The sequence below is a fragment of the Shewanella sp. YLB-07 genome (genome assembly GCF_009377275.1).
Window position 1 is genome coordinate 625,859 of record NZ_VOQB01000001.1, and the last position, 24,019, is coordinate 649,877.

The 24,019-nt window shown below is 45.9% G+C and carries 20 protein-coding genes; 15 read left to right on the forward strand and 5 right to left on the reverse strand.

Going from position 1 to position 24,019, the window contains the following annotated elements; translation table 11 throughout:
* Positions 1-60 precede the first annotated feature (60 nt).
* The 3 genes from FS373_RS02585 (at position 61) to FS373_RS02595 (ending at position 5,901) form a co-directional block, all read left to right on the forward strand.
* Positions 61-1,206, forward strand: coding sequence for an exonuclease SbcCD subunit D (locus FS373_RS02585; RefSeq protein ID WP_144047237.1), 1,146 nt, complete (start codon positions 61-63; stop codon positions 1,204-1,206).
* Positions 1,203-4,259, forward strand: coding sequence for an SbcC/MukB-like Walker B domain-containing protein (locus FS373_RS02590; RefSeq protein WP_144047236.1), 3,057 nt, complete (start codon positions 1,203-1,205; stop codon positions 4,257-4,259). The genes FS373_RS02585 and FS373_RS02590 overlap by 4 nt, the downstream gene beginning before the upstream one ends.
* A 325-nt stretch (positions 4,260-4,584) precedes the next feature.
* A complete protein-coding gene (locus FS373_RS02595; protein WP_416221744.1) occupies positions 4,585-5,901 on the forward strand; it encodes a peptidoglycan DD-metalloendopeptidase family protein in 1,317 nt (438 codons plus the stop codon).
* Between the two features lie 91 nt (positions 5,902-5,992).
* Here the strand turns inward: FS373_RS02595 and FS373_RS02600 are convergent, their stop codons facing one another.
* From FS373_RS02600 to FS373_RS02610, 3 genes are all read right to left on the reverse strand, one after another.
* Positions 5,993-6,502, reverse strand: coding sequence for a M48 family metallopeptidase (locus FS373_RS02600; RefSeq protein WP_144047235.1), 510 nt, complete (start codon positions 6,500-6,502; stop codon positions 5,993-5,995).
* An 89-nt stretch (positions 6,503-6,591) separates the two neighbouring features.
* On the reverse strand, positions 6,592-7,050 hold the full coding sequence (locus FS373_RS02605; RefSeq protein ID WP_144047234.1) for a DUF3010 family protein: 459 nt from the start codon (positions 7,048-7,050) through the stop codon (positions 6,592-6,594).
* A 282-nt stretch (positions 7,051-7,332) separates the two neighbouring features.
* On the reverse strand, positions 7,333-8,670 hold the full coding sequence (locus FS373_RS02610; RefSeq protein ID WP_144047233.1) for a DEAD/DEAH box helicase: 1,338 nt from the start codon (positions 8,668-8,670) through the stop codon (positions 7,333-7,335).
* 328 nt (positions 8,671-8,998) lie between these two features.
* Between FS373_RS02610 and FS373_RS02615 the strand changes: the two genes are divergently transcribed.
* Together FS373_RS02615 and rssA are read left to right on the forward strand one after the other, a co-directional pair.
* Entirely contained in the window at positions 8,999-10,096 is a 1,098-nt protein-coding gene (locus FS373_RS02615; protein ID WP_152828983.1) for an OmpA family protein, read from the forward strand.
* Positions 10,097-10,247: 151 nt separating this feature from the next.
* On the forward strand, positions 10,248-11,183 hold the full coding sequence (gene rssA, locus FS373_RS02620) for a patatin-like phospholipase RssA (RefSeq protein ID WP_144047231.1): 936 nt from the start codon (positions 10,248-10,250) through the stop codon (positions 11,181-11,183).
* 158 nt (positions 11,184-11,341) lie between these two features.
* On the opposite strand, the gene FS373_RS02625 is transcribed toward rssA, so the two are convergent.
* Positions 11,342-12,340: an NADP-dependent oxidoreductase gene (locus tag FS373_RS02625; protein WP_152828984.1), complete on the reverse strand. Its 999-nt coding sequence runs from the start codon at positions 12,338-12,340 to the stop codon at positions 11,342-11,344.
* Between the two features lie 225 nt (positions 12,341-12,565).
* On the opposite strand from FS373_RS02625, the gene FS373_RS02630 reads away from it, so the two are divergent.
* The 7 genes from FS373_RS02630 to FS373_RS02660 all read left to right on the forward strand — a co-directional run bounded on the left by FS373_RS02630 (position 12,566) and on the right by FS373_RS02660 (position 19,182).
* Positions 12,566-13,012, forward strand: coding sequence for a MarR family winged helix-turn-helix transcriptional regulator (locus tag FS373_RS02630; RefSeq protein WP_144049040.1), 447 nt, complete (start codon positions 12,566-12,568; stop codon positions 13,010-13,012).
* Positions 13,013-13,128: 116 nt separating this feature from the next.
* Positions 13,129-13,875 carry a hypothetical protein gene (locus FS373_RS02635; protein WP_144047229.1) on the forward strand — a complete coding sequence of 249 codons (747 nt, stop codon included), beginning with the start codon at positions 13,129-13,131 and terminating at the stop codon, positions 13,873-13,875.
* Positions 13,876-14,177: 302 nt separating this feature from the next.
* Positions 14,178-16,295 carry an anaerobic ribonucleoside-triphosphate reductase gene (gene nrdD, locus FS373_RS02640; protein WP_144047228.1) on the forward strand — a complete coding sequence of 706 codons (2,118 nt, stop codon included), beginning with the start codon at positions 14,178-14,180 and terminating at the stop codon, positions 16,293-16,295.
* 94 nt (positions 16,296-16,389) lie between these two features.
* Entirely contained in the window at positions 16,390-16,863 is a 474-nt protein-coding gene (nrdG, locus tag FS373_RS02645; RefSeq protein WP_144047227.1) for an anaerobic ribonucleoside-triphosphate reductase-activating protein, read from the forward strand.
* A 113-nt stretch (positions 16,864-16,976) separates the two neighbouring features.
* Positions 16,977-17,333 (forward strand): YibL family ribosome-associated protein, encoded by a 357-nt coding sequence (locus FS373_RS02650; RefSeq protein ID WP_144047226.1) that lies wholly within the window; start codon positions 16,977-16,979, stop codon positions 17,331-17,333.
* Between the two features lie 342 nt (positions 17,334-17,675).
* Positions 17,676-18,293 carry a GTP cyclohydrolase II gene (gene ribA, locus FS373_RS02655; protein WP_144047225.1) on the forward strand — a complete coding sequence of 206 codons (618 nt, stop codon included), beginning with the start codon at positions 17,676-17,678 and terminating at the stop codon, positions 18,291-18,293.
* A gap of 76 nt (positions 18,294-18,369) precedes the next feature.
* The gene (locus FS373_RS02660) at positions 18,370-19,182 is read left to right on the forward strand and encodes a hypothetical protein (protein WP_144047224.1); all 813 of its coding nucleotides are present in this window, start codon (positions 18,370-18,372) and stop codon (positions 19,180-19,182) included.
* A gap of 27 nt (positions 19,183-19,209) precedes the next feature.
* Here the strand turns inward: FS373_RS02660 and FS373_RS02665 are convergent, their stop codons facing one another.
* Positions 19,210-20,118, reverse strand: coding sequence for a LysR family transcriptional regulator (locus FS373_RS02665; RefSeq protein ID WP_152828985.1), 909 nt, complete (start codon positions 20,116-20,118; stop codon positions 19,210-19,212).
* A gap of 155 nt (positions 20,119-20,273) precedes the next feature.
* On the opposite strand from FS373_RS02665, the gene FS373_RS02670 reads away from it, so the two are divergent.
* From FS373_RS02670 to FS373_RS02680, 3 genes are all read left to right on the forward strand, one after another.
* Positions 20,274-21,251, forward strand: coding sequence for a zinc-dependent alcohol dehydrogenase family protein (locus tag FS373_RS02670; RefSeq protein WP_144047223.1), 978 nt, complete (start codon positions 20,274-20,276; stop codon positions 21,249-21,251).
* Between the two features lie 287 nt (positions 21,252-21,538).
* On the forward strand, positions 21,539-22,273 hold the full coding sequence (locus FS373_RS02675) for a c-type heme family protein (protein WP_144047222.1): 735 nt from the start codon (positions 21,539-21,541) through the stop codon (positions 22,271-22,273).
* Between the two features lie 13 nt (positions 22,274-22,286).
* A complete protein-coding gene (locus FS373_RS02680; protein ID WP_144047221.1) occupies positions 22,287-24,005 on the forward strand; it encodes a methyl-accepting chemotaxis protein in 1,719 nt (572 codons plus the stop codon).
* The last annotated feature ends 14 nt before the right edge of the window (positions 24,006-24,019 follow it).

Sequence of the window (24,019 nt, forward strand, 5' to 3'; positions counted from 1 at the left end):
TCTTACTATAGCTAAATCAAAAAACAGGTTCTCCATCTTCCTCATTTTAATCGAGAATGCATGAAATTTATCCACACTTCTGACTGGCATATTGGCAGGCAGCTACATAACCAGAATCTGCTCGAAGATCAGCGCTTCGTGTTAAATCAGATCGTTGAATTCGCCGTCGAACATGATGTCGATGCCGTGATTATTGCCGGTGACATCTATGACAGATCTATTCCACCAGCTAATGCCGTGGCGCTGCTCGATGAGGTGGTGAATCGTCTCGTTAATGAACTTAAGATACCCGTAGTCATGATCGCGGGTAATCATGATGGCCATGAACGTCTTGGCTTTGCCTCGAGACAGATGACAGATAGTGGCTTGTATATCATAGGTCCGCTGACCAAAAACGTTGCGGCGATAGAGCTTAAAGGCAAGCAGGGCAGTGCCGTTTTTTATGGCTTGCCTTACGCCGATCCTGCCACTGTGCGTCATGTGTTTGAGTGTGAAGTGACGAGTCATGAAGAGGCTATGGTTAAATTGCTTGAGCAAGTGCATATTCATGACAGCCAAGATTTACCCAAAGTGGTGATTAGCCACTGTTTCCTCGATGGCGGCAGCGAGTCTGAGTCTGAGCGTCCGCTGAGTATAGGCGGCGCGGATAGAATCTCTCCAAGTTTATTTACTCCGTTTAATTATACGGCGCTGGGTCATCTCCATGGGCCGCAGTATAAGGGGGCTGAGCATGTCAGGTATTCCGGCTCCATGCTTAAGTACTCTTTCAGTGAGCAGCATCAAAATAAATCAGTCACCTTGGTCGAGTTAGATAATCAAGGTAAAGCTAACGTAGAGCTATTGCCACTGGCTGCGATGAGGGATGTGCGCATCATCGAAGGGGAGTTGGCTGAGTTACTCGAGCAAGGAAAAACAGACGTCAATCGTGAAGATTACCTGATGGTGAGACTGTTAGATAAAACCGCCATTTTAGATGCCATGGGTAAGTTGAGAAGCGTATACCCTAATGTGCTGCACTTGGAGCGCACGGGCTTGATGGCGGATAATGGCAGAGTAGAGCTTAGCCGGGATCACATCAAGAAGGGCGAGTTGGATATGTTCAGTGATTTCTTCTCTCAGGTATCCGGAGAGCCAATGACAGAGGCACAGCAACAGGCGATGACAGCGGCAATCGATGAGTTACACAAAGTGGAGAGTGCATCATGAGGCCATTAAAACTGGTGATGTCGGCCTTTGGCCCCTTCGCGTCGACCCAGGAAACCGATTTTTCGGCGCTGGGCACCAATCCATTATTTTTGATCAACGGACCAACTGGCGCGGGTAAAACCACGCTTTTAGATGCCATCTGTTTCGCTCTATACGGTAAGACCACAGGTGATGAGCGTGAAGGCAGTCAGATGCGCTGCGACTTAGCCGTTGACAGTCTACTCACCGAGGTGACTTTTAGTTTTGCCCTGAGTGATATTCAATACCGCATCCGCCGTGTACCCGAACAGCAACGCGCCAAGAAAAATGGTGATGGTTACACGGTGCAGAAACCTGAGGCTCAGCTTTACCGTATCGATAGTGACTGTAGCGAGCATCTGTTGGTGGCGAGTAAGGTCTCTGAGGCTACCGCTGAAATTGAGCAACTCACAGGTCTGGATGCCGACCAGTTCCGTCAAGTCATGGTGCTGCCCCAGGGTAAGTTCCGCGAACTCCTGATGGCAGACTCTAAAGACAGAGAGAAGATATTCAGTCAGCTGTTTCAGACTCAAATTTATCGTAAGATTGAAGATAAACTCAAGTTTCAGGCTTCTGCAATTAAAGCTGAGGTTCGGGATCACCGCAACAGACGCGATGGGATCTTACACAATATCGAGCTTGAGTCAGATGAAGCGTTAAACGCTGAGCTTGCCGAGTTTTCACCTAAACTAACTCAAGCCGTTGAGAGTAAAGAGAAGGCGAGCCTTGTCTTTATTGATGCCAATAAGCAGTTTGAGTCTGCCAAGTTACTGACCAATGATTTCGATGCTCTGGAAAAATTGCAACAGTCAGCTGCAGTATTAGATGAGCAAAATCAGGCGATAGAGCAAGACAGAGCAAGGCTAGAAAGCGGTCAAAAGGCGCAGCAATTAAAACCAGTGTTAGATGTTTCACTGTCTCGTGAAAAAGAAGTCGCTCAAGCTCAAGATAGCCTGGCTCGAATTCAATCTGCTAAGCAGAGCAGTGAGCAGGCACTGGCCTTAAGCAAAACCAAGTTTGACTCATTGGCTGAGTTGGATGTGGAACTGCAACGAGCACAGAATGAAGCGCAAAAGTTAATTCAATTGGAGCCTCAGCTTCAAGGATTAGATGGTCTACAAAAATCGTTCAGTCAGGCAACAGGTGAACGTGATCAAGCCAAAGAAAAAGGTATTAAAGAGAAGGGAGTATTAGAAGTTCTAGCAGCTGAAAAATATGCCGCAGAGCAACGAATCTCTCAGTTAGAGCAAGGTGCTAGTGAGCAGGTTAATGCCCAGCAAGCTGTCACTGTTCAAAACGACTTGATTGAGCGTTATCTGCAGTGGCAAAAGGCGAGTATCGAATCTAGTCATACTGAACAGGCCTTGAAACAGGCAAAAGAGAAAGGTCAACAACTCAAGTCTCGTTTTAGCGAAGCGCAAACGAGCCACCGACAACTGCAGCTGATTTGGCATCGTGGGCAAGCAGCAAGTTTAGCATTGCAGCTTAGTCCTGGGCTGCCGTGTCTGGTATGTGGTAGCGTTGAACATCCCAATCCCGCTCAAAGTGAGGAGCAACTGCCAACTGAAGAGGAGCTGCAACAGGCTCAGCGAATTGAAGAATTGGCAAATGAAGCCCTTAACCAAGCTAGAGCCGATTACTCAGGCTTAAACACTCAATATCAAGTGCAGTTGAAGCAATTAGATGAACTTCAGCAAAGAATTGGCGACAGCTGTACTCAACCCATTGAAAGTTTGCAGTCACAATTGCAGGAGTTACAGCAGCAGCTTACTAAAGCCAATACTGCCGCTCAGCAATTAATTCAGCTAAGGAAGCAAATACAAAACTGGCAATCGAAGGAGAGGGATCTGCAAACGGAGCTCGATGCTGAACGAGAGCATTTTCAAAAGCTGCAGAATCTCGTATCGAGTCTTAAAGGACAAGTGGAGCAAGCATCAGCCGCTATACCTGATCAATATCGTAGCCTAGATGTACTCAAAAATGCGATTCGCCAAGCTAATGCCCATGTTACGGCGCTACACCAAAGCATAAACACCATACGCCAGTCTCATACACAAGCACTGGAGCAAGATGCGGCACAGTCTGCAGCTTTAGCCAGTGCTCTGTCGAACAGTGCTCAGGCAAGGGAGTTAAGTCATGAGGCTCATGCGGAGCTAAGTAGCCAATTATCGAGTTCAGGTTTTAGTGATAAGCAGGCATTGACCCATGCTTTGTTATCCAGTGAAGTCCTTAAAGATATAGCCGATGGAATCGCTAACTATCAGCAGGCTTGTATTGCCAATCAGACGACCCTAACTCAGTTCAGTGAGAAGCTTGACGGGCAAGTAAGGCCTCAATTAATCGATGTTGAGGAGCGGGTGGCGACGAGTCAGGCAGAGCTGCAAGCGGCTGAGCATAGTTGGCAACTCATTCAGAGCAGAGTCACACAATTGGTTCAGACTCAAAAGCAGCTAAACGACGCCGATTCTCAGGCCAAGAAACTTGAGGATGAGTATGCCGTTATCGGTACCTTATCTGAAGTGGCTAATGGACAGACAGGCAATAAGATAAGTTTACAGCGCTTCGTCTTGAGTGTGCTGCTCGATGATGTGCTGCTCGAGGCGAGTCATAGATTACAGATGATGAGCAAGGGGCGTTACCGACTGATACGTAAAGAGGAGAGGGCGAAGGGCAATAAGGCCTCAGGACTCGAGCTGGAGGTGGAAGATGCTTACACCTCTAAGGTGCGCCCCGTGGCGACCCTGAGTGGCGGAGAGAGCTTTATGGCAGCGCTTTCTATGGCGCTGGGGTTATCAGAAGTCGTACAGGCCTATGCCGGTGGGATTAAACTCGATACCCTGTTTATCGATGAGGGTTTCGGCAGCTTAGATCAAGACTCACTGGATTTAGCTATTCGTACCTTGATGGATCTGCAATCTTCTGGCCGCATGATAGGGGTTATCTCTCATGTCTCCGAGATGAAGGAGCAGATAGGCACCCGCATCGATATCATCAAAACAGCCCAAGGCAGTGAAACGGTTATCGTTCTGCCTTAAACGAGTGCTTGCTCAAAGTCAGTTAATTAATACATTGGTTCTGTTCAAATAGAGGGTTCCAATGCAAGTTAAATCACATTAAGAATAATTATTCAAAATTCTCTAGTCGATCAGTTTGTACTTTGTCTTAATTTTGGTATAAGTTATCTCGATTGTTTATCCCTATGGATGAACAAGCCAAATTTATACAAATGTAACAAAACCGTGTGTCATGCCTTGATATAACACCACTTATATCACTCATTCCAAGAATGGATGACACTTTGTTGACAGGATAGCTCCGGTTTTTTGTACTAAAACAAAATAAGTTAGATGGGGCTACAAGTTGCGAACGGGTAAATTTTCATTTCTTAAGGTTTCTTTTTTAAAGTCACCTCTATCGACTATTCAGGCACTCTTGTCTTTACAAGAGTCTAATTTTAACAAAAAAGTCATGCTGGGCGGGGGACTAATCATCGCTGCAGCCATTCTATGGCCGACGAATAACGAATCAATGCCCCAGCGCATTCCGATCGATTTAGATATCGAGACCTTGATTGCTCAGCTTAAACCTACTACTCAAACAGAAAATATCATCACAAGGCCAGATTTTATTCATAAGATCACCAGTGGCGATACTCTGAGTGGACTCTTCATGCAGGCTAGCGTGGATCAACAAACCATGTACCGGGTATTAGAGGCCGACTTAAATGTGTTGGCATTAGATACGTTAAAGCCGGGTAACCAGATAAAATTCTGGCTCGATGACAAGGGAGAACTTGAAAAATTAGAGCTCTATTTCTCTGCGGCACATCAAGTGGTGTTTACTCGCTTCGATGACGGCAGTTTTAATGTCGATGATATCAATATCGAAGGGATCTGGCGTAATCGCAGTGTCTTTGGCGAGATCCATGGGTCTTTCTATGTTTCGGCCAAGAAGATAGGTTTGAATGCTGGAGAGATTCAACGCATCGAGTCTCTGCTAAAAGAGAAGCTCAATTTCGCTCGAGATCTTCGTGCGGGTGACCGATTCTCGGTATTGATGAACGATCAGTTTATCGATGGCACTGCAACGGGTGTCAGTGATATTTTAGGTATTACTATTCATCGTGGCCGCAGTGACATTACCGCCTTTCAAAATAGTGATGGTAATTTTTACGATGATCAGGGCCGCAGCCTGTCACGTGCATTTCAGCGTATTCCGCTGCTGAAGAACTACCGTATAAGCTCACGTTTTAATCGTCATCGCCATCACCCAGTGACAGGGCGGACGTCCCCTCATAATGGTACAGATTTCGCCACGCCAATCGGTACTAAGGTCATTGCCCCCGGTGATGGTATTGTCACTCTGGTGACTAACCATAGGTATGCCGGTAAATATGTGGTGATACAGCATGGTAATAAGTACCGAACTCGCTATCTGCACTTGTCGAAAGCCTTAGTTCATAAAGGACAACGTGTTACTCGTGGTCAGGTAATAGCTCTCTCGGGTAATACCGGGCGCATAACTGGCCCGCATCTTCATTATGAGTTTCATGTTAATGGTCGTCCAGTGAACCCAATGACAGCCAATATTCCTATGTCCAGTAAGTTGTCTAAAAAGCAGATGGATGAGTTCGAGCAACTGGTCAAGGTACGTAAGATGATGATGGGTCAGGTTTAAGCTTATTATTTGATTCACGCCTTTCAATAAGATGAATGATTAAAAATATCAGCCTATGGCTGATATTTTTTTGTCCTATGTTTGATGTCTATTAGGTATAGGGATTCTGATCGTGTTCGACTAAGGTCAGTAGCAGCCTAAGATCAAACTCCAACTGATGGTAATCTCCTTCCATATGACAACAGAGTTGATAGAAAGCCTTGTTGTGATCTTTCTCTTTCAGGTGCGCCAATTCGTGCACCACTACCATTCTTAGCAGAGATTCTGGGACACGTTTTAACCGGGATGAAATGCGAATTTCATTCTTTGCCTTAGTCTTACGGCCTTGAGCTCGGGACACAAAGGAGTGTAATCCCAATGCCTGATGACTGAGGGATATTTTATCGTCATATTGGACTTTCGACAGGGGCTGAGACTTACGCAGGTAGCGGTTCTTTATTGCTATGGTGTAATCGTATAGGGCCTTGTCGGTGCGAATATTGTGGATATCCCCATGACGGTTCAACAGCACAGACTGAAGTTTGCCATTTTCAAGTAAGCTAGCCACTTGATCTTTTATTTCTTGGCGGTAACCGTTGAGGTATTTAAGCTGATTTTCCATGAGTTAATCTGATATAGGTTGTTTTTTAAAGGCATAAAAAAGAGGGCGTTTAGCCCTCATATTTATTTAGCAGCTTAAGTCATAAAAACTTAGCTGTCTGATTGGTCATCACCCCAAACATTAAAAATATGCTGATTATGGTAAGCATATGCCGCATCAAATGCAGGCTTTTGGAATCGTTTAAGCCCCAGACCTTCGAAATCTACCTGAGGTGGGTTTCGTTTCAGGCGCTCTTTGACTGTCACTGGCGAAATCAAGATAACTGGCAAGTCGAGCAGCTGAATGGCGGCTTCGGCCTTGAAGCTAGTGGCACTACCAGCCAGTTTACCTTTCTGCTCACGTGAAATGATCACGATTTTATCGACATGGTAATCTTCCATTAGCTTCTTAAAAGTGAATTGAAAATCACGAATCGATTCGGTAGCTTCCGAATGTGAAATGATGAATGATTGCTGACGACAATCTGGTATATTAAATGTCTCACCTTCATAGCTCAGCAGGCTAATTACCGCTTCACCGCCTTTTAACTCTACGCCACAAACTCTCATGTTAACCCTTAAAAATATTCTTGATCACGCTATGTTACGTTAGCTGATAATCGTAAATTGATACTCAGCCGCCAAACGCATCTAGCGACTATTTAATACCATTCCATATAAGTATCTGCTCAGTTCAGAGACTCACGCAGTGCGGGTTTCAAAGCCCTTTATGCTACGTTTAATTTTCTCGATATAGAATAACTATTAGCTTCAAACATTCACCTTGCCTACAGTGCTTTGAATTCCCGCTGAATTATCAGATACTTACTCGGAATGGTATAACTGTTTAGTTTACTCTGGTGTTTCCTGAAGCTTTGATTTTGGCTTTCTTAGCATAGGAGCATCACCGACATCAATACCTGTGATGAAGCGCTTATCTTGCTTCTTAGGTTTAGTCTTTGCCTTACGCTTGGCCTTGTTTTCCGTGGCTTTCTTGCTTGTTGCCTTAGTTCTCTTGTTGGTTTTTGGCTTATCTTTCAAACCAGAGAATTTAGCGGCTAAACCATCGATAACCGTGAGTTTGAATGTCTTACGCAGGAATACCTGTACTTGCTTGAAGCTGAGCCAATCTTTAGGTCCGACGAAAGAGATGGCATCACCCTTAGCCCCGGCACGACCCGTACGACCAATTCTGTGGACATACTCTTCGGCAAACTTTGGCATGTCGAAGTTAATCACCAGAGAGACATTGAGAAGATCTAGCCCTCGTGATGCAATATCTGTGGTGACTAATATTTTCTGCAGGCCGCGGCTAAATTGATCCATTATCTGATTGCGGTCATTCTGCTTTAAGTTACCGCTCAGAGATGCGGTCTTATGCCCGGATGCGGCTAATTTAGTCGCCAATCTGTCGGTATCTTCACGAGTCGCGGTGAAGATGATGATCTGCTTATGAGTCTCATTGTTTAAGATACTGTCGAGCAAGGCTTCTTTATGATCTAAGTGATCCGCAAGATAGATACGTTGGGTAATATCTAGGTTTTCGATATTACCTGCACCGACATCCACATGCTCAGGAGACTTAAGTAATTCGGCGGCAATATCATTAATCTGACCATGATCTAAGGTGGCCGAAAACATCAAGGTTTGGCGACGTTTATGATCGGCGGCCTTGTTAATCGCTTTTAGCTGTTCGGCAAAACCAAGATCTAACATACGGTCGGCTTCATCTAAGATAAGCAGTTCGAGACCATTTAGATGTAAATGGTGCTGGGCGAGATGATCCGCCAAGCGACCCGGAGTCGCCACCACGAAGTGTGGGTCACGAGCGAGTAACTTTGCCTGGTCGTTAAAGTTCTCACCGCCCAATATCTTCATCGCCTTGTATTGCGTGTTGGCGACTAACAAACGAAGCTGGCCATAAACCTGGTTAGCAAGTTCTCGTGTTGGCAATAAAATCAACACTCTAGGATCTCTTTTACTCAATGCCCTAGTCGAAATTATCCTCTGCATCGCCGGTAACAAAAACGCTAAGGTTTTACCTGAGCCTGTTTTTGATGACGCCATCAGGTCTTTTCCTGACAGACCTACTGGTATAGCCTGCTGCTGGATCTCTGTAGGCGTTTCAATGCCCATATGATCGAGCGTATCTAACAGACGTTTATCCAGTGAAAAATCGGTAAATTGCAAAGGTGTACTCCAAGTTTGATTCGACTGCGTATTATAACCTGACTTTAGTTGCTGGGGCCATAAACATCACGAAATCGTGATCGGTTTGCATGCTCTTTAAGCGAAGCGAAGCGCATATCTCAAGGTAATCAATGTTTATTTTTGCTTGGCTTTTACTCATCAGATAAAAATAATGAGTGGCCAAACTGGCTTGATGATTATAATTTCTTTGTCTTTTTGATGGCTTACGCTTAAAATCTCCTAGTGTTCTCATACTAAGGTACGTATTGAGTAACGCTTTGTCCGCTGGTAGAGGGACCAGATAAAAGATTAGATAAAGGATTAGATAATGTATTCGTTGAAGCGCACTTCCTCTCTTGTTCAAATATCGGCCTTGTCACTTCTGGCAAGCAGTTCATTTTTTGTCATGGCAGACGACATGACTCAAGCTAACGAGGTTAAAGGCAACGACCCCCTAACAGTACAGGATGACAGCTTCTTCTATCTTGGTGCCAAAGGCGGCTGGGTTAATTATCAAAATGCCTGCGAAGCTCAAGCTGTCGATTGCGATGCCAACGATTCTGCCTGGGGCGGGTTTGCGGGTTATCAATTTCACCGCAATTGGGGCGTTGAAACCGGTTACAATGATTTTGGTCAAGCGTCGGCAGTTTACCCTGAGAGTGGACTGTTTAACGAGTATATAGGCACCATGAAAGGCTGGGAGTTTTCATTGAAGGGCAATCTGCCACTCACCGAAAACCTGGACCTGTTTGGCAAAGCGGGTACATTGAGATGGGATGGTAACAACACAGGCCCATTTTCATATAACAGTGACAATGGCTGGTCTCCCATGGTCGGCATCGGTTTGGAATACAAGTTCACCCCGTCTTGGGTTGCGCGTGTTGAGTATCAATATTTCGACTCGGTTGGCAGCGATCTGCTTGGGGGGAGTAATATCCACTTCACCAGTTTAGGGCTCAGCTATCGTTTCGGTCAGACTAAGTCAATGGCTAAGCCTGTGACTCAGCCTGCGCCAGTTGCAGTGGAGCAAGTTGTCATAGCACCAAGCCCAATTGTCATCGCCGCAGTGACTCAAGCGGTACATTTCGATTTCGATAGTCAAGTGCCTTTGCAGACGCATATCTTGGTTGAAGTTGCCGAGCATTTGAATCAATACCCAAGCTCGTCTGTGGTGCTTCAAGGCTACACCGATGCTGTTGGCACTTCAGACTATAACCTTAAGCTATCAAAACGACGTGCCGAGTCCGTCGCCAGTTACCTCAAAGAGCTAGGGGTGAGAGATATACAGATTAGCATCGAGGCTTTAGGTGAGACCCATCCCGAGATCGATAACATGACCGAAGCGCACAGAGCCAATAACCGCCGGGTATATATCACCATCCCGGAGATAACAGTGAGCCAGGACAGCGATGAGTCGGCTCTATGATAGCGTGTTAATTATTCTTCATGCTTGCCTATCCTATTATGGATAAGCGCGTTTAGTGTGTAATATTAGCCGATGGTGATGCATCGGCTTTTTTATATCGTTTTTGATATCAGCTTTTTTATATCCAGAAGAATTGGCTTGGAGAGAATGAATGGCAACAGTTGGAATTGCACTGGGCAGTGGTGCGGCTAAGGGGTGGGCTCATATTGGCGTGCTCAATGGACTCGCCGAGATGGGGATCTATCCCGATAAGGTGTCAGGCTGCTCAATCGGTGCGCTTGTCGGTGCTGCTTATGCCAATGAACAGCTAGAGGAACTTGAACACTGGGTGAGAAGCTTCTCCAGCTGGGACGTCTTAGGCCTGATGGATCTGACTTGGCGAAAAGGGGGGCTTATCGGAGGCGATAAGGTCTTCGATGTGATTCAGAGCCGTATCGGCGATCTACAGATAGAAGATCTCAATAAGCCCATGATCGCCGTAGCTACCGATCTCTATTCGGGCCAGGAGATTTGGTTTAGGGAAGGAGACCTTCGTCATGCCATTCGCGCTTCCTGCTCTATGCCTGGCATATTACCGCCGGTGAAAGTCGGTGAACGTTGGCTGGTGGATGGCGCCGTGGTCAATCCGGTTCCCGTATCTGTCAGCAGAGCCATGGGCGTCGATGTGGTCATCGCGGTGGATCTTAACGGTCAGCGTCGTGGTCGTATGCAGGTCTTACCTGTGGACATGACCTGTAATAAGCCATCACTTGAGGAGAGTGTCAGAGCACAGGAGCATCAAGATACTGGCTTTATGGATCTGCTTGCTCGTGGCCGGGAATATGTCAGCCACCTTAGCGAAAAATTTACCAAGGGTAGCCGCTCAGATCCTGGCATGTTGGCGGTGATGTCACAATCTATGGATATTCTCGAGCAGCGTCATAAACGCGCCAGACTCATGGGCGATCCACCGGATATCTGCCTGATCCCGGATCTCGGTGATATAGGCACCATGGAATTTCATCGTGCAGGAGAAGCCATAGCGGCGGGAGAGTTGGCGGTTAAACATGCCAGACATCAGATAGAAGCAGTACTAAGCAAGTACTAAATATGTACTTGATTAGTACTAAGAGAAAACCATTAATATGCTGGACATTAATCTCTTTTTAGGCCTTCTCTGGCCTCCAGAGATAAGTACATCCATATACAAAAAGGGCCTATTCGGGCCCTTTCAATTTATCATCTTCTCAAATAAGCGAAATGCTATCAGCTTAGTTTTACTACCATCTTACCGCGGTTCTTCCCTTCGAATAAGCCGATAAAGGCTGCGGGTGCCTGCTCGAGTCCTTGGTAGATAGTCTGCTCGGCCTTGACAGCTCCCGTCGCTAACCATTGACCCATCTGTTTGGCAAACTCAGGGTAATGATCCCAGTGTTCGAATACGATGAAGCCTTCAATTTTAAGCTTCTTGATGATGATCATGGCAAGGTTATTCGGGCCTGGAGTCGGCGTCGTATCATTGTATTGAGAGATCATGCCGCACACGGCGATTCTGCCGTGGTCATTCATGTTGTTCAGTGCGGCGGTGAGATGTTCGCCACCGACATTTTCAAAATAGACATCTATGCCATGGGGGGTAGCCTGTTTCAGTGCAGTGCTAAGATCCTTTGTCGTCTTGTAGTTAATCACAGCATCGACGCCTAAGTCGCGCAGATGAGCGGCCTTCTCGTCGCTACCAACGGAAGCCACCACCTTGGCTCCCATTAATATACCGAGCTGGCACACGACGCTGCCTACTGCACCCGCTGCACCAGAAACAAATAGGGTGTCTCCCTCTTTTAAGGCGGCGATTCGGGTCAAGCCTGTCCATGCCGTCATGCCTGGCATACCTAAGACACCGAGGAAGTGAGATTCACTCATTGGGGTATTTGGGAGCCTAGTATGATCGCTGCCATCGGTGACATAATGACTACGCCAGCCGTGCATGGCACTGACTTTGCTGCCGATTGGGAACTCGGGATTGTTGGACTCTATCACTTCGCCTATCGAACCGCCTTCCAGTACCTGGCCTATCTGAAATGGTGTAATATAGCTCTCTCTATCGATCATGCGACCACGCATATAAGGGTCTACCGACATCCACAGGTTTTTAACCAGAAATTCACCGTTGGTGATAGTCGGCAACTCCACCGATGTCTGTTTGAAATTATCTGCTGTAGGCATACCCTCTGGGCGAGAGTCTAATAGGATCTGATTGGCGTTCATAAAACCTCTTTGCTTTGCGCGCTAATTAATTGTGGTAAACTCTACACTTAAACTTTTTACCGCGCAACTAGTTTGCGCGCAAATTAAAAGTTCAATGTGTAGATTCGTTAAAATATAGAGTGTAGATGCGGGTACAATGACTGCCAGCGATCTTGTAAACTTAATCAAGCAAAATGCTGAATAACGCCTAAGGTATGAATAGTGACCGATAATCTTCATTTAAAAATGAACACAAACGATACACAAGCAAGCAGTTGCCTGTCGGACAACGTCTGTTTTGCCCTGTATACCGCAGGTAATGCCCTAGTGCGTGCCTATCGTCCCTTACTGGATGAATGTGGCTTAACCTATCCACAATACCTGGTGATGCAGGCGCTCTGGTTAAATGATGGTGTCAGTTTGACTCACCTGTCTCAGGCGACACGTCTGGATTTAGGCACCTTGACGCCCATAGTCAAGCGGTTAGAGAACAAAGACTTGTTGATCCGTGCCATCGACGCCGAGGATGAGCGCAAGAAGGTCATCAGAACCACTCATGAGGGGCTCTCGTTGAAACAAGAGGCATTAGCACTCAAGCAAGTCTTGCTCGATAAAGTCACCCTCTCTGAGCCTGAAATAGAGTCTCTGAGGAAGATGTGCATGACCTTAACTCAAGACTTAAATAGGAAATAATGAGATAGATTCAGCATGTTTATGGTTTTCTCTTCATTATTTGTCATTTAATTTATTTTACGGCATGTTTCCTGCTTAATAGTTGCATATTTCTTTTTTATGTCGGTATTTTGACAATGAATCCAATCACTAGCCTTGCCAGCCAAATTAACTCAGGGACTATCGCCGGAGGTAATGCCAATTCTGCCGGGGCGAAGAGTACCAGCCTGGCCGACAGTTATGGTGTTAACAGTCATCAGACTGAAGCTGGCTCGAGCAGTGATAAGGTCAGCCTGAGTCAATCGAAAGAGGCGGCGACTGGGCTCAATAGGGATGGGATTAAAGACGAATCGGTGTCTCTGTCACCTAGGGCTGCCAGGGCACAAAAAATTGAAGCCATGGCGAAAGACTTTTTCTCTAAGGGGGACTTCTCTGCTGCCGATCTGCCAAAACTTATCCAACGCTTGCATCAAGACGGGATCTTGTCAGATACCCAGCTGAATCGTCTGTCAGAAGGCGGCTTCGACTTACCAAAAGTTCAAGGTCAGCCCGATGATTTTAAAGCATTTATTCAAGATAAGCGTGAAGAGTTAACCGCCAATGGCGACACCCAAGGTATGACAGGTGTCCTGATTAGCCTACTCGATGATGCCGAGAGCGTGCTTAATCAAATGGATAATGCACAGAGTAAAGAGGTGGGTCAGCAAGCGACTCGGGTATCGGCTCAATTGAATATTTATCTTAAGAGTGATACCCAGATGTCATCGAGCGATCGTGAGCAGTGGCAGGGGCTTAAATCTGTGATGCAGCTTGCATCCTCCATGGGAGAAAATCAACAAGCGGTCGGCATGGTAAATAGTTACCTGAGTCTCGGCAGATTTTAGTACTCTTACCATGTAAGTTTTTCAGTGTTATCCACTTTTTCGAATACTTTTGTTTCGTTTTCTCATTTGTTCTATCTGCCAGTCCATCTAGCTTGCTTCATTCCTAAGGTCAAGGCCACTCTTATCAATAAGTGGTCTTGTTGGCAGGAATAATTTCTTGTTAAAACCTATCCCCAAAATCATGATCTCGATCAATGTTCTTTCTATGACTTTGTAGCTTAATACACAGCATATTGTGTTCCACGGTTAATTTAGCACTATATATGGTGTTATTTCGACGTCACTTGAGGAGAGATTGAACAATGCCAGTGGTTATTAAGCGGGATGGTTACCGCACGCCTTTTGACGAAACAAGGATTAGAGACGCTGTGGTGGCTGCAGCGAACTCGGCAGGTATTGAAGACAAGAGTTACGCCGTGAGTGTTGCCTCCTCTGTCGCTAAATGTGTGGCAGAACATGCTGAGATAGATATTCACGAGCTACAGGACTTGGTCGAGAATCACTTGATGGAAGGCCCTTATAAGTCCCTCGCTCGCGTCTATATCGAGTATCGTCATGATAGAGATCTGCACCGTGAAACAAGCAGTCGATTGAACCAGGAGATCCGCGGTTTAGTCGATCAGACCAATGCGGCTCTGATGAATGAAAATGCCAATAAAGACGCTAAAGTGATCCCGACTCAGCGCGACTTGTTAGCGGGTATCGTGGCTAAACATTATGCTACCCGACATATTTTACCCAAAGATGTGGTTGCCGCTCATGAGTCCGGTGAGATCCATTATCACGATCTCGATTATGCGCCTTTCTTCCCCATGTTTAACTGCATGCTGATCGATCTCAGTGGCATGTTGACTAAGGGCTTCAAGATGGGTAACGCCGAGATTGAGACGCCTAAATCTATCTCTACAGCAACGGCCGTGACGGCGCAGATCATCGCCCAGGTAGCCAGTCATATCTATGGTGGTACCACGATTAATCGTATCGATGAAGTCCTGGCTCCTTTTGTTGCTAAGAGTTACGACAAGCAGTATCAGCTGGCGTTGGACTGGGGGATCACAGATGCGAAAGCCTTCGCTACCGCGCAGACTACAAAAGAGTGCCATGATGCGTTCCAGTCTCTTGAGTATGAGGTCAATACCTTACATACGGCCAATGGACAGACACCCTTTGTCACCTTTGGTTTCGGTTTAGGCACCTCCTGGGAGTCTCGCCTCATTCAGTCATCTATGATGAAGGTTCGTATTGCGGGTCTGGGTAAGAATCGTAAGACGGCAGTATTCCCTAAGCTAGTCTTTGCCATTCGCGATGGTATTAATCACAAGGCGGGTGACTGTAACTATGATATCAAGCAACTTGCGCTTAAATGCGCCACGACCCGCATGTATCCGGATATCCTCAACTATGAGCAAGTAGAGAAAGTGACCGGCTCTTTTAAGACTCCTATGGGGTGCCGCAGCTTCCTTGGGACCTATGAAGAAGATGGTGAGCTGATCCACGAAGGTCGTAATAACTTAGGTGTGGTGAGTCTGAACCTACCAAGGATTGCGCTGGAAGCCAAAGGCGATGAAGCGGAATTTTATCGCATCTTAGATCTGCGTCTCGCCATCGCCCGTAAGGCTCTGGATACCAGAATTGAGCGTTTAGAAGGCGTGAAAGCGCGTGTGGCGCCAATCCTGTATATGGAAGGGGCTTGTGGAGTCAGGCTTAGAGCCGATGATGATATCTCAAGTATCTTCAAAAATGGTCGCGCCTCGATTTCTCTGGGCTATATCGGATTACATGAGACGATCAATGCCCTCTACGGCACAGATAAGCATGTTTATGATTGTGAAACCTTGCGTCAAAAAGCCATTGAAGTCATCGAGTATATGAAAGCAGCGACCAACAAGTGGCGAGAGGAGACCAGCTATGCCTTCAGTCTCTACAGCACACCTAGTGAAAACCTCTGCAGCCGTTTCTGTAAGCTCGACACTCAGGTCTTTGGCGTGATCGAAGGAGTGACGCAGAAGGGCTATTACACCAATAGCTTTCATCTCGATGTTGAAAAGCAAGTTAATCCATACGACAAGTTGGATTTTGAGCAGCCTTACCCTGCATTAACTAATGGCGGTTTCATCTGTTACGGCGAATATCCGAATATGCAGAATAATCTCGAGGCATTGGAAGATGTGTGGGATTACAGTTATAGCCGAGTGCCATATTACGGTACCAATACGCCTATCGATGAGTGTTATGACTGTGGCTTTACTGGCGAGTTTGAATGTACCAGCAAGGGCTTCACCTGCCCTAAGTGTGGTAATCATGAACCGAGTCGGGTCTCTGTGACTCGTAGAGTCTGTGGCTACTTAGGCAGTCCCGATGCGAGGCCCTTCAACTTTGGTAAGCAAGAAGAAGTGAAGCGCCGGGTAAAGCACCTTTAATAAATCTGCTTCGCTTATTTATATGTAATAAAAAGCAAGGTGTTACAGAGTCAGTAGCGCCTTCTCTATTTACTCGGCAGGTTGGAATTGTGCTATGAACTACCATCAATATTATCCTGTAGATGTTATCAATGGCCCTGGAACGAGGGCGACTCTATTTGTCACCGGCTGTGAGCATCAATGCCGTGGCTGCTATAATCAAAGCACATGGAACCCCGATCATGGGCATCGATTTGACTTACAGATGCAGCAGCGAGTCATTAACGATCTGAAAGATAGCCGGATTAAGCGCAGAGGCTTATCACTCTCAGGTGGAGATCCTCTCTACCCTGAGAACATCTCAGAGATACTCGCCCTGGTTAAGCGAGTTAAAAGTGAGTGTCCCGGTAAAGATATTTGGTTGTGGACCGGATACAAGTTAGCAGAGTTATCCGCCGAGCAAAAGAGGGTGCTAGATTATGTCGATGTGCTGGTGGATGGCAAGTTTGAGCAGGAGAATGCAGATGTCAGTCTGGTTTTTCGTGGTAGCAGCAATCAGGTAATTCACAATCTGGTAGAAAAGCGATAACTGTATTCATTCAGTTACTGTTATAATGGCGGCCATAGGTTTCAAATCATTTAAAAAACAGCCGCGCATTGAGGCTGTTTTTGCATTTTACAGAATATTTTTAAGGCACGAGCATGAATTTAAAAGAAGAGCTTCATGGACTTAACGACAAGCTAGAACAGTTTCGTCGTAAATTAGCCGCTGCAGAAAAGCGCGGAGATAAAGGCATCATGTTGCAATTTAGACAGGAAATAAACGCAGTGAATAAGCGTATTGCCAGCGCTAAGACTCAACAGACCCGTGAGTTGAGTAAGCAAGGCGGCTCAGTAGTTAGCTTAAAATTCAAGCGTCCTCTGACGAAAGCTGAGCAGGCTGACATGGGTAAACTTAAGAAATCCGTAAAAGGGCTGGTCGTGGTTCATCCTATGACGGCACTCGGGCGTGAAATGGGTATCAAGGTGGTCACAGGCTTCGCACCAAAAGAGTTTTAATTATCTAATTTATTCCGGTTAGACGGTTATTCTTTAGTGAGCGATATCATGTTTTTCTATCGTCGTCAGGCGTATCATTCCTACCTAATGTAGGTGGAGTGCTAGTATTAGGCGTATCATTCCTATCTGAAGAGAGAGGAATGCTAGTATTAGGTGAATCAATAGCCGATTAAAATGCTAGGGTATTTCACTTACTGGTAAAACCAGATAATATTCCTCCCTTCACTGCAAGATAGAGTGGAAGGGTGGGTTATAAAACCGTCGTTTTTAGACATAGGTCATTCTCGTTGTTTTTTCTGATTTATAGTCATCTCAGGGAAAGAGAGTCTTTAAGGTTATTTCATGTCGATCAAGTATATCGCTTCTTCAAAACTCCCGACGCCTTGGGGCGTATTTGCTATGCACGGTTTTGAAGATACAGAGACTGGAAAAGAGCATGTTGCGCTGACATTGGGCGAACTGGACAGCCAGAGCCCGATCCTTGGACGTATTCATTCAGAATGCTTAACGGGTGATGCTCTATTCAGCCTACGCTGTGATTGTGGCTTTCAGCTGCAGACTGCGATGCAAAATATTGCCGATGCGGGTCAAGGTTTTCTCCTTTACCTTCGTCAAGAGGGGCGTGGCATAGGTCTGCTCAATAAGATCAGAGCTTATGAGCTACAAGATCAGGGTGCCAATACCGTCGAAGCCAATGAAAAACTGGGTTTCGCCGCCGATATGCGTAAGTACGATATGATCTTGCCCATGATGGAGAAGATTGGCGTCCAGAAAGTCAGATTAATGACTAACAATCCTCGCAAAGTAAAAGCGATGAAAGAGTTAGGCATAGAGGTCGTCGAGCGTATTCCGCTACAAGTGGGCAAGAATCGCTATAACGAGTCCTATTTGAAGACCAAGTCAACGGAACTTGGCCATCTGATGTCTGAATATCATTTTGCTGATGAAGGCAAAGAATAACGTCAGTTGTAGATTTTCCTTCATTCTGTCGCTATATTCAGAGCCATACTAATAATATAGTTTCTATATCTTATATATGGTTCTGAAATCAGTTCTTATCGCGCTAACACTGCTTGGATCTTTTTCTGTCTATGCTGAAGAAGATTTTACCCATTACGCGTTTGCAAATTATCTAGGCAGTGGTATCTATAAAACCTCAGGGCAGAATGCTACTGTGGTTAACATACCCATCAGTTTCGAACTCTATAAGAATGATACTGAATCTCTCACCCTGCGCACCCCTATATCGCTGGGCTTCTTCAATTTTAAATGGAGCGATCTTCCTGAGGCTGACCTGCCCTCCAGCGTCGGCACCATGACGATAACCCCTGGCATTGAATATCGTGTCCGTACCTCAGAGGATCATGAATTTCAAACCTATGTAGATCTTGGCTACGGTAATAATTTTACCTCAGGTACCAATGTCGCTATCTATTCAGCAGGTGTCTCCAGTTTACTGGATCTTGAATTAAGGCAGTCAGCACCAGTCTGGGTTAACCGACTGTTTTTCGCTGGCTATGCCAGCTTCGATGGGACTCAGAGTGAGACCTATTCTGCACTTCAATCTGGTATCGATATAGGGACAAATATTCATTGGCGCTGGGATTGGTTAGGCGTCGATGTCGAGCCCAGGGTGTTTGCTGCTGGTTATTGGTACTTCGATAAACTCAGGTTCGCTACGCCATTTGGTGAAGATGTTTTGGTGTCGAATAGTTTAGAAGTGGGCGCAACCTTAGCGTTTTCTAAGCCAATCCTTTGGGATTGGATGGGAATTGACCGCTTGGGTCTCAGTGTCCGGGCCGGTGATGGCGTCAAGGTATGGCGTTTGATCTTTGAGTTTCCTATCTAGGCTCTATCTTACACTTAGTTTCAGTATTTAGATTTCTGAGTCTAGCTTATCTCTGAGAAAATCCAGAAATACCCGAATTTTTGGTGAAATTAATTCCCGCTTTAGGTAGAGCGCATAGGTCGAGCTCAAAGGAGCACAGGGGCTAAATAGATCCTGTTCCAGTATTCGGACTAAGCTGCCATTTTTCAACTCATCTTTCACTGCCCACAGTGGAATTAAGGCAAAACCTGCATCGTTCAATAATAGTTGTTTCTGACCATTGACAGAATTGACCGTGAGCCCTTCAGAAATGGTCAATTTTTTAAAAGTATGGGGGGGCTTAGTTTTCATAACGAACCATTCACGCCAGCCGGCATAGCCATATCTTATACAATCAAATTTATGTAAGTCGTTTGTTGATAGTGGCAGTCCATTATTGGTAATGTATTGAGGGCTCGAGCAGAGCAAGAAGTTATTATCGGTCAGTTTGCGGGCGATCAAGTTAGAGTCCGGCAGGTGACCGCTGCGTATGGCGATATCGACATTCTCCTCCACCATATCTATGACACGCTCGGTTAATTCCAGCTCAATTTTCACCTCCGGATATTGGTGTATAAACGCTGGGATCAATGGCAGCACACAACTTTCACCGAAGCCAACTGTCATACTGACTTTCAAGTGACCCTTAGGGTTTTGCTGTAACTCATTTACCGCCCTGTGAGCCTCATCGAGCTCGGAGACGATACGCTGAGAATACTGATAATAGGTTAAGCCTGCTTCGGTTAAGCCTATATTACGGGTATTTCGATTGAGTAGGCGAATGCCAAGTTCTTTCTCCAATGCCACCAACTGGCGGGAGATGGAGGAGGGCTGAATATCGAAGATTCGACTCGCTTTCGAGATGCTGCCGGTTTCTACGACACAGTTAAAATAGTGCAACCGAGTGAATATGCTCATGAGTGTATCTCCATTTTGGTGTGATAAAGCTAGAATAGCATTATTGTCTAAAAGACAAAAATGCTTTGCTTTATGGTGCCTTGATGGTTTGTTAGGCAATAACTAAAATAGCTTCATTAACATTAACTAGCCATTCAATGATAGAGACGATAAATATGAAAGCCATGATCATAAAACAACTGGGTTCCAGCGATGTGTTCCAACTGGCCGAAAAAGCCAAGCCGGTATTGAAGTCAGGCCACATGCTGGTGGAAGTGAAAGCTTCGAGTGTGAATCCGTTAGATACTATGTTGCGCTCAAGCGACACTCCTTGGTCTGCTAATTTACCTGAAATACTCCACGGTGATGTTGCCGGTGTGGTGACTGAAGTGGCCGATGACGTGAGTCACTTCAAGGTTGGCGATGAGGTTTATGGCTGTGCGGGGGGAATTGCGGGTATCGATGGGGCATTAGCGGAATTTATGTTGGTCGATGCCGATTTAATGGCTCTTAAGCCTAAAACCTTGACCATGAGACAGGCTGCCGTGCTGCCTTTGGTGTCTATTACTGCATGGGAAGGCTTATGTCATAAACTCAAGGTAAAGCAAGGCGATAAGGTGCTGATCCATGGCGCAACGGGTGGGGTTGGCCATGTGGCAATTCAGTTAGCCAAACATCTTGGCGCCGAGGTCACCGCAACATCGACGCCGCGTAATATGAAGCTTGCCGCGAGTATAGGCGCCGATCACTTAGTCGATATCAAGGTGCAGTCTGTGTCCGACTATGTTCAACAGTACACCAAGGGCGTGGGGTTCGATGCCATATTCGATCCCGTGGCCGGTGACAATATTCAACTCAGCTTCGAAGCCGCTCGATTTAATGGTGCTGTTGCCACCACTTTACCCATCGATAATGTATTACAGGTGGCGTTGAAGAGTTTGAGTTTTCACAGCGTGCTTATGCTTATCCCTATGGTCGAAGGCATTAATCGACAATCCCACGGTGAGATCTTAACTAAGATAGCCGAGTTGGTGGACTCTGGTATTATCAAACCTCTGCTCGATGAGTCTGACTTCACTATCTGGCAAGTCGCCGATGCACATGCTCGTTTAGAATCCGGCGCAGCAGTTGGAAAAATAGCATTAAGGGTGTAGTCACCACCTAGCTAGGCTGAATGTAGACAAGAATATTCATCACTTAGTCACCGATGTTTGCTATAAGAGGTAGCCCCCATATATGGTGCTACCTCTTTTTTGTTCAATCAGCCAGAGTAAATCAGTTTACTTTGGTATTTCTGTTACTTTTTAGATAAGCATGAGTCGCTCGAAAACTAATCACCTGAGTGAATGGTTACTATAATTAAAAGATGTTTAGTCAGCTGCCCTGAACAGAGTTAGGTATTTTTAACTTGTTTGGTAGCTCTTTTAACAGGACGGTCGCCATGTTCACATCACGTGTATTGGGGTCATTAATCTGTGTTCTCCTACTTTTATTTACTGACGTCGAAGTCGCAGTAGCAAACTCAAATGCCGAAATAAGCCAAGAACTCACCACGCTCTATCGCGCTGCCAGGAAAGTCATCTCAGTCAATCAACAACATATCAACGATGCTTCTATAGGTGATAAAGGGTTGTCGGGTGAATCTGTAAAAGAGCAGGCTCTGGTCAATTATGCACAGGCCAGTGGTATTCCCTTAGATACAGACCAACTCACCGATGCCCAGACTGCCATGTTGATTGCGGTCGTGGCTGTCATGGATGAAAATCAGGATTTAATCAATGAACAAGGTGTGGGATTTAAAGGTTTCTTACCCGCAATTTTTGCCCGGCAGGTGGCTAATAAGTTCAGTTCCAGTATGGCTGGAAAGATGAAAATCAAGTTAACGGCACCTAAGACTTATGTGAGAAATCGTGCTAACAGGCCTGATAAATGGGAGAACAATGTTATCGAAACCCTGTTTAAGAGTGCAGACTATATGAAGGGAGAGCCATTTTCTGAGGAATCTAAGGTCAAGGGCAAAGATGCCTTTAGATTTATCTTACCTGAATACTATGGTAAGTCATGTTTAGGCTGCCATGGCATGCCAAAAGGAGAGAGGGACATTACCGGTGGCAAGAAAGAGGGAGGTGTATTAGGTGAGTTAGGTGGAGCGATCAGCTTAATCATCTACCAGTAGAGGTAGTAGTGGTATGTTTAAAAATATGACTATATCGACCAAACTGGTTGCAGGCAGCTTTGGTTTCTCGGCTGTAATGGCATTTGCATTGATCTATGTGCTGACAACGGTTGAAAGTATCTCTTCGATTAGTGTTGAACAACAAGTGTTAGTCGAGCAGCAGATTAACGCGATTAGGCACCAGGAAGAGATGCAGCTTCTGCAGCGAGTAGAGCGTAATAAATACTTACTGGCGAGTGAGATCGATAAAGAGTTTCGGGAGCTCAGGGCCTGGCTGTTGGATCTGTCGGTTAGCTGGTTAAACGAAGCGGAAGATCAGGCAAATATCACCCAGGAACACCTTAATAGTAAGCTTGCGGAGCTGGCGACTCAAGACGGGGATTTAGCTAGGACACTCACAGATAAAACTCAGGCGTTTTATGATGTGATGCTTGAGGCTGTGGATGCTTATGTCGATGATAATCGAGTTAAAGGTAACTCATTGATTGCCGGCAGCAGACAGCAGGCTGAGGATATTGAGTTGTTGATTTTGCACTTTCAACAAGCCGCGGATAAAAACTTCGAACAGGTCAGCCTACAAGCGAAATCGGCGAGTGTGGACGTCACTCGTTCCGGAAATTTGGTGAGGGAGGCGGCTGACAGGATAGTTAACAAGACCGCTGAATTGTTCACCCTGTCACTCATATTACTTATCGTTATCATTCTATTGAGTATTATCTATACCTATGTGATGCGTAGAGAGATCTGTACCCCCATAGAACGGCTTCGCAGCACAGTTGAGTGTATCGAGAAACAGTCGGATCTGACTAGCCGCTTCGAAGTCAGGAGTATGGATGAAATTGGTGTCACAGGTGTCGCTTTCAACCGTATGATGGAGCAGTTTGGCACTATCGTGAGTAAGGTGACCGATGCTTGCCAGCAGCTCGATGCAGCAGTTTCCGATCTGGTGAATATTATGCAGGAGACCAAGCAGGGAGTCGTGCTACAGCAGCAATCTACTGAGCAAGTCGCTGCGGCAATCAATCAGATGGCCACTACGGTACAAGAAGTGGCCCAACATACCGAGCATGCAAAACAGGCAACACTTAATGCCACCGATGCAGCGAGTCATGGCCGTCAAATGGTAGAGAGTTCGGTTGAGCAAACTTTAGGCCTCTCAAAAATGATTTCAGATGCTAATCAGGCTATTGCTCGAGTTGAGAAAGATAGCAGCGTCATCGGGACTGTACTGGATGTGATTCGAGGCATATCCGAGCAGACCAACCTTCTGGCGCTCAATGCGGCGATCGAAGCGGCGAGGGCGGGTGAAGCGGGTCGAGGTTTTGCGGTTGTTGCAGATGAGGTACGTACATTGGCCCAGAGGACTCAAGATGCAACGGAAGAGATAAATAAGATTATCAGTAACCTGCAGTCGGGTACGCAACATGCGGTAAGTGTCATGTCCCAAGGTGATGACGATGCTAAATCTGTCGTTGACCAAGCAGAAAAAGCCGGTGCTGCGCTGAAGATTATCGAAGAGCAAATCACCGAAATTAATCAACTTAATGCCATGATTGATTCTTCTGCAGAGCAGCAAGCCTTGGTTGCCGCTGAGATTAATCAAAATATAGTGTCTATCAGTGATGGGTCAATTTCAACGACTCAGGCCGTAGAAAAAACCGTATCGGCCAGTGAAAACTTGTTGCAACTGTCACGACATTTAGCCAGCTTAGTCCAGCAATTTAAGGTCTAAGCCAACTCAATTCT

Bases quoted from the DNA above. Each gene is read 5' to 3' on its own strand.
- FS373_RS02665 (WP_152828985.1), bottom strand. From the start codon at position 20,118: ATGAGCATATTCACTCGGTTGCACTATTTTAACTGTGTCGTAGAAACC.
- FS373_RS02670 (WP_144047223.1), top strand. From the start codon at position 20,274: ATGAAAGCCATGATCATAAAACAACTGGGTTCCAGCGATGTGTTCCAA.
- FS373_RS02630 (WP_144049040.1), top strand. From the start codon at position 12,566: ATGAACACAAACGATACACAAGCAAGCAGTTGCCTGTCGGACAACGTC.
- rssA (WP_144047231.1), top strand. From the start codon at position 10,248: ATGGCAACAGTTGGAATTGCACTGGGCAGTGGTGCGGCTAAGGGGTGG.
- FS373_RS02650 (WP_144047226.1), top strand. From the start codon at position 16,977: ATGAATTTAAAAGAAGAGCTTCATGGACTTAACGACAAGCTAGAACAG.
- FS373_RS02615 (WP_152828983.1), top strand. From the start codon at position 8,999: ATGTATTCGTTGAAGCGCACTTCCTCTCTTGTTCAAATATCGGCCTTG.
- FS373_RS02600 (WP_144047235.1), bottom strand. From the start codon at position 6,502: ATGGAAAATCAGCTTAAATACCTCAACGGTTACCGCCAAGAAATAAAA.
- nrdG (WP_144047227.1), top strand. From the start codon at position 16,390: ATGAACTACCATCAATATTATCCTGTAGATGTTATCAATGGCCCTGGA.
- FS373_RS02625 (WP_152828984.1), bottom strand. From the start codon at position 12,340: ATGAACGCCAATCAGATCCTATTAGACTCTCGCCCAGAGGGTATGCCT.
- nrdD (WP_144047228.1), top strand. From the start codon at position 14,178: ATGCCAGTGGTTATTAAGCGGGATGGTTACCGCACGCCTTTTGACGAA.
- FS373_RS02680 (WP_144047221.1), top strand. From the start codon at position 22,287: ATGTTTAAAAATATGACTATATCGACCAAACTGGTTGCAGGCAGCTTT.
- ribA (WP_144047225.1), top strand. From the start codon at position 17,676: ATGTCGATCAAGTATATCGCTTCTTCAAAACTCCCGACGCCTTGGGGC.
- FS373_RS02635 (WP_144047229.1), top strand. From the start codon at position 13,129: ATGAATCCAATCACTAGCCTTGCCAGCCAAATTAACTCAGGGACTATC.
- FS373_RS02660 (WP_144047224.1), top strand. From the start codon at position 18,370: ATGGTTCTGAAATCAGTTCTTATCGCGCTAACACTGCTTGGATCTTTT.
- FS373_RS02585 (WP_144047237.1), top strand. From the start codon at position 61: ATGAAATTTATCCACACTTCTGACTGGCATATTGGCAGGCAGCTACAT.
- FS373_RS02675 (WP_144047222.1), top strand. From the start codon at position 21,539: ATGTTCACATCACGTGTATTGGGGTCATTAATCTGTGTTCTCCTACTT.
- FS373_RS02590 (WP_144047236.1), top strand. From the start codon at position 1,203: ATGAGGCCATTAAAACTGGTGATGTCGGCCTTTGGCCCCTTCGCGTCG.
- FS373_RS02605 (WP_144047234.1), bottom strand. From the start codon at position 7,050: ATGAGAGTTTGTGGCGTAGAGTTAAAAGGCGGTGAAGCGGTAATTAGC.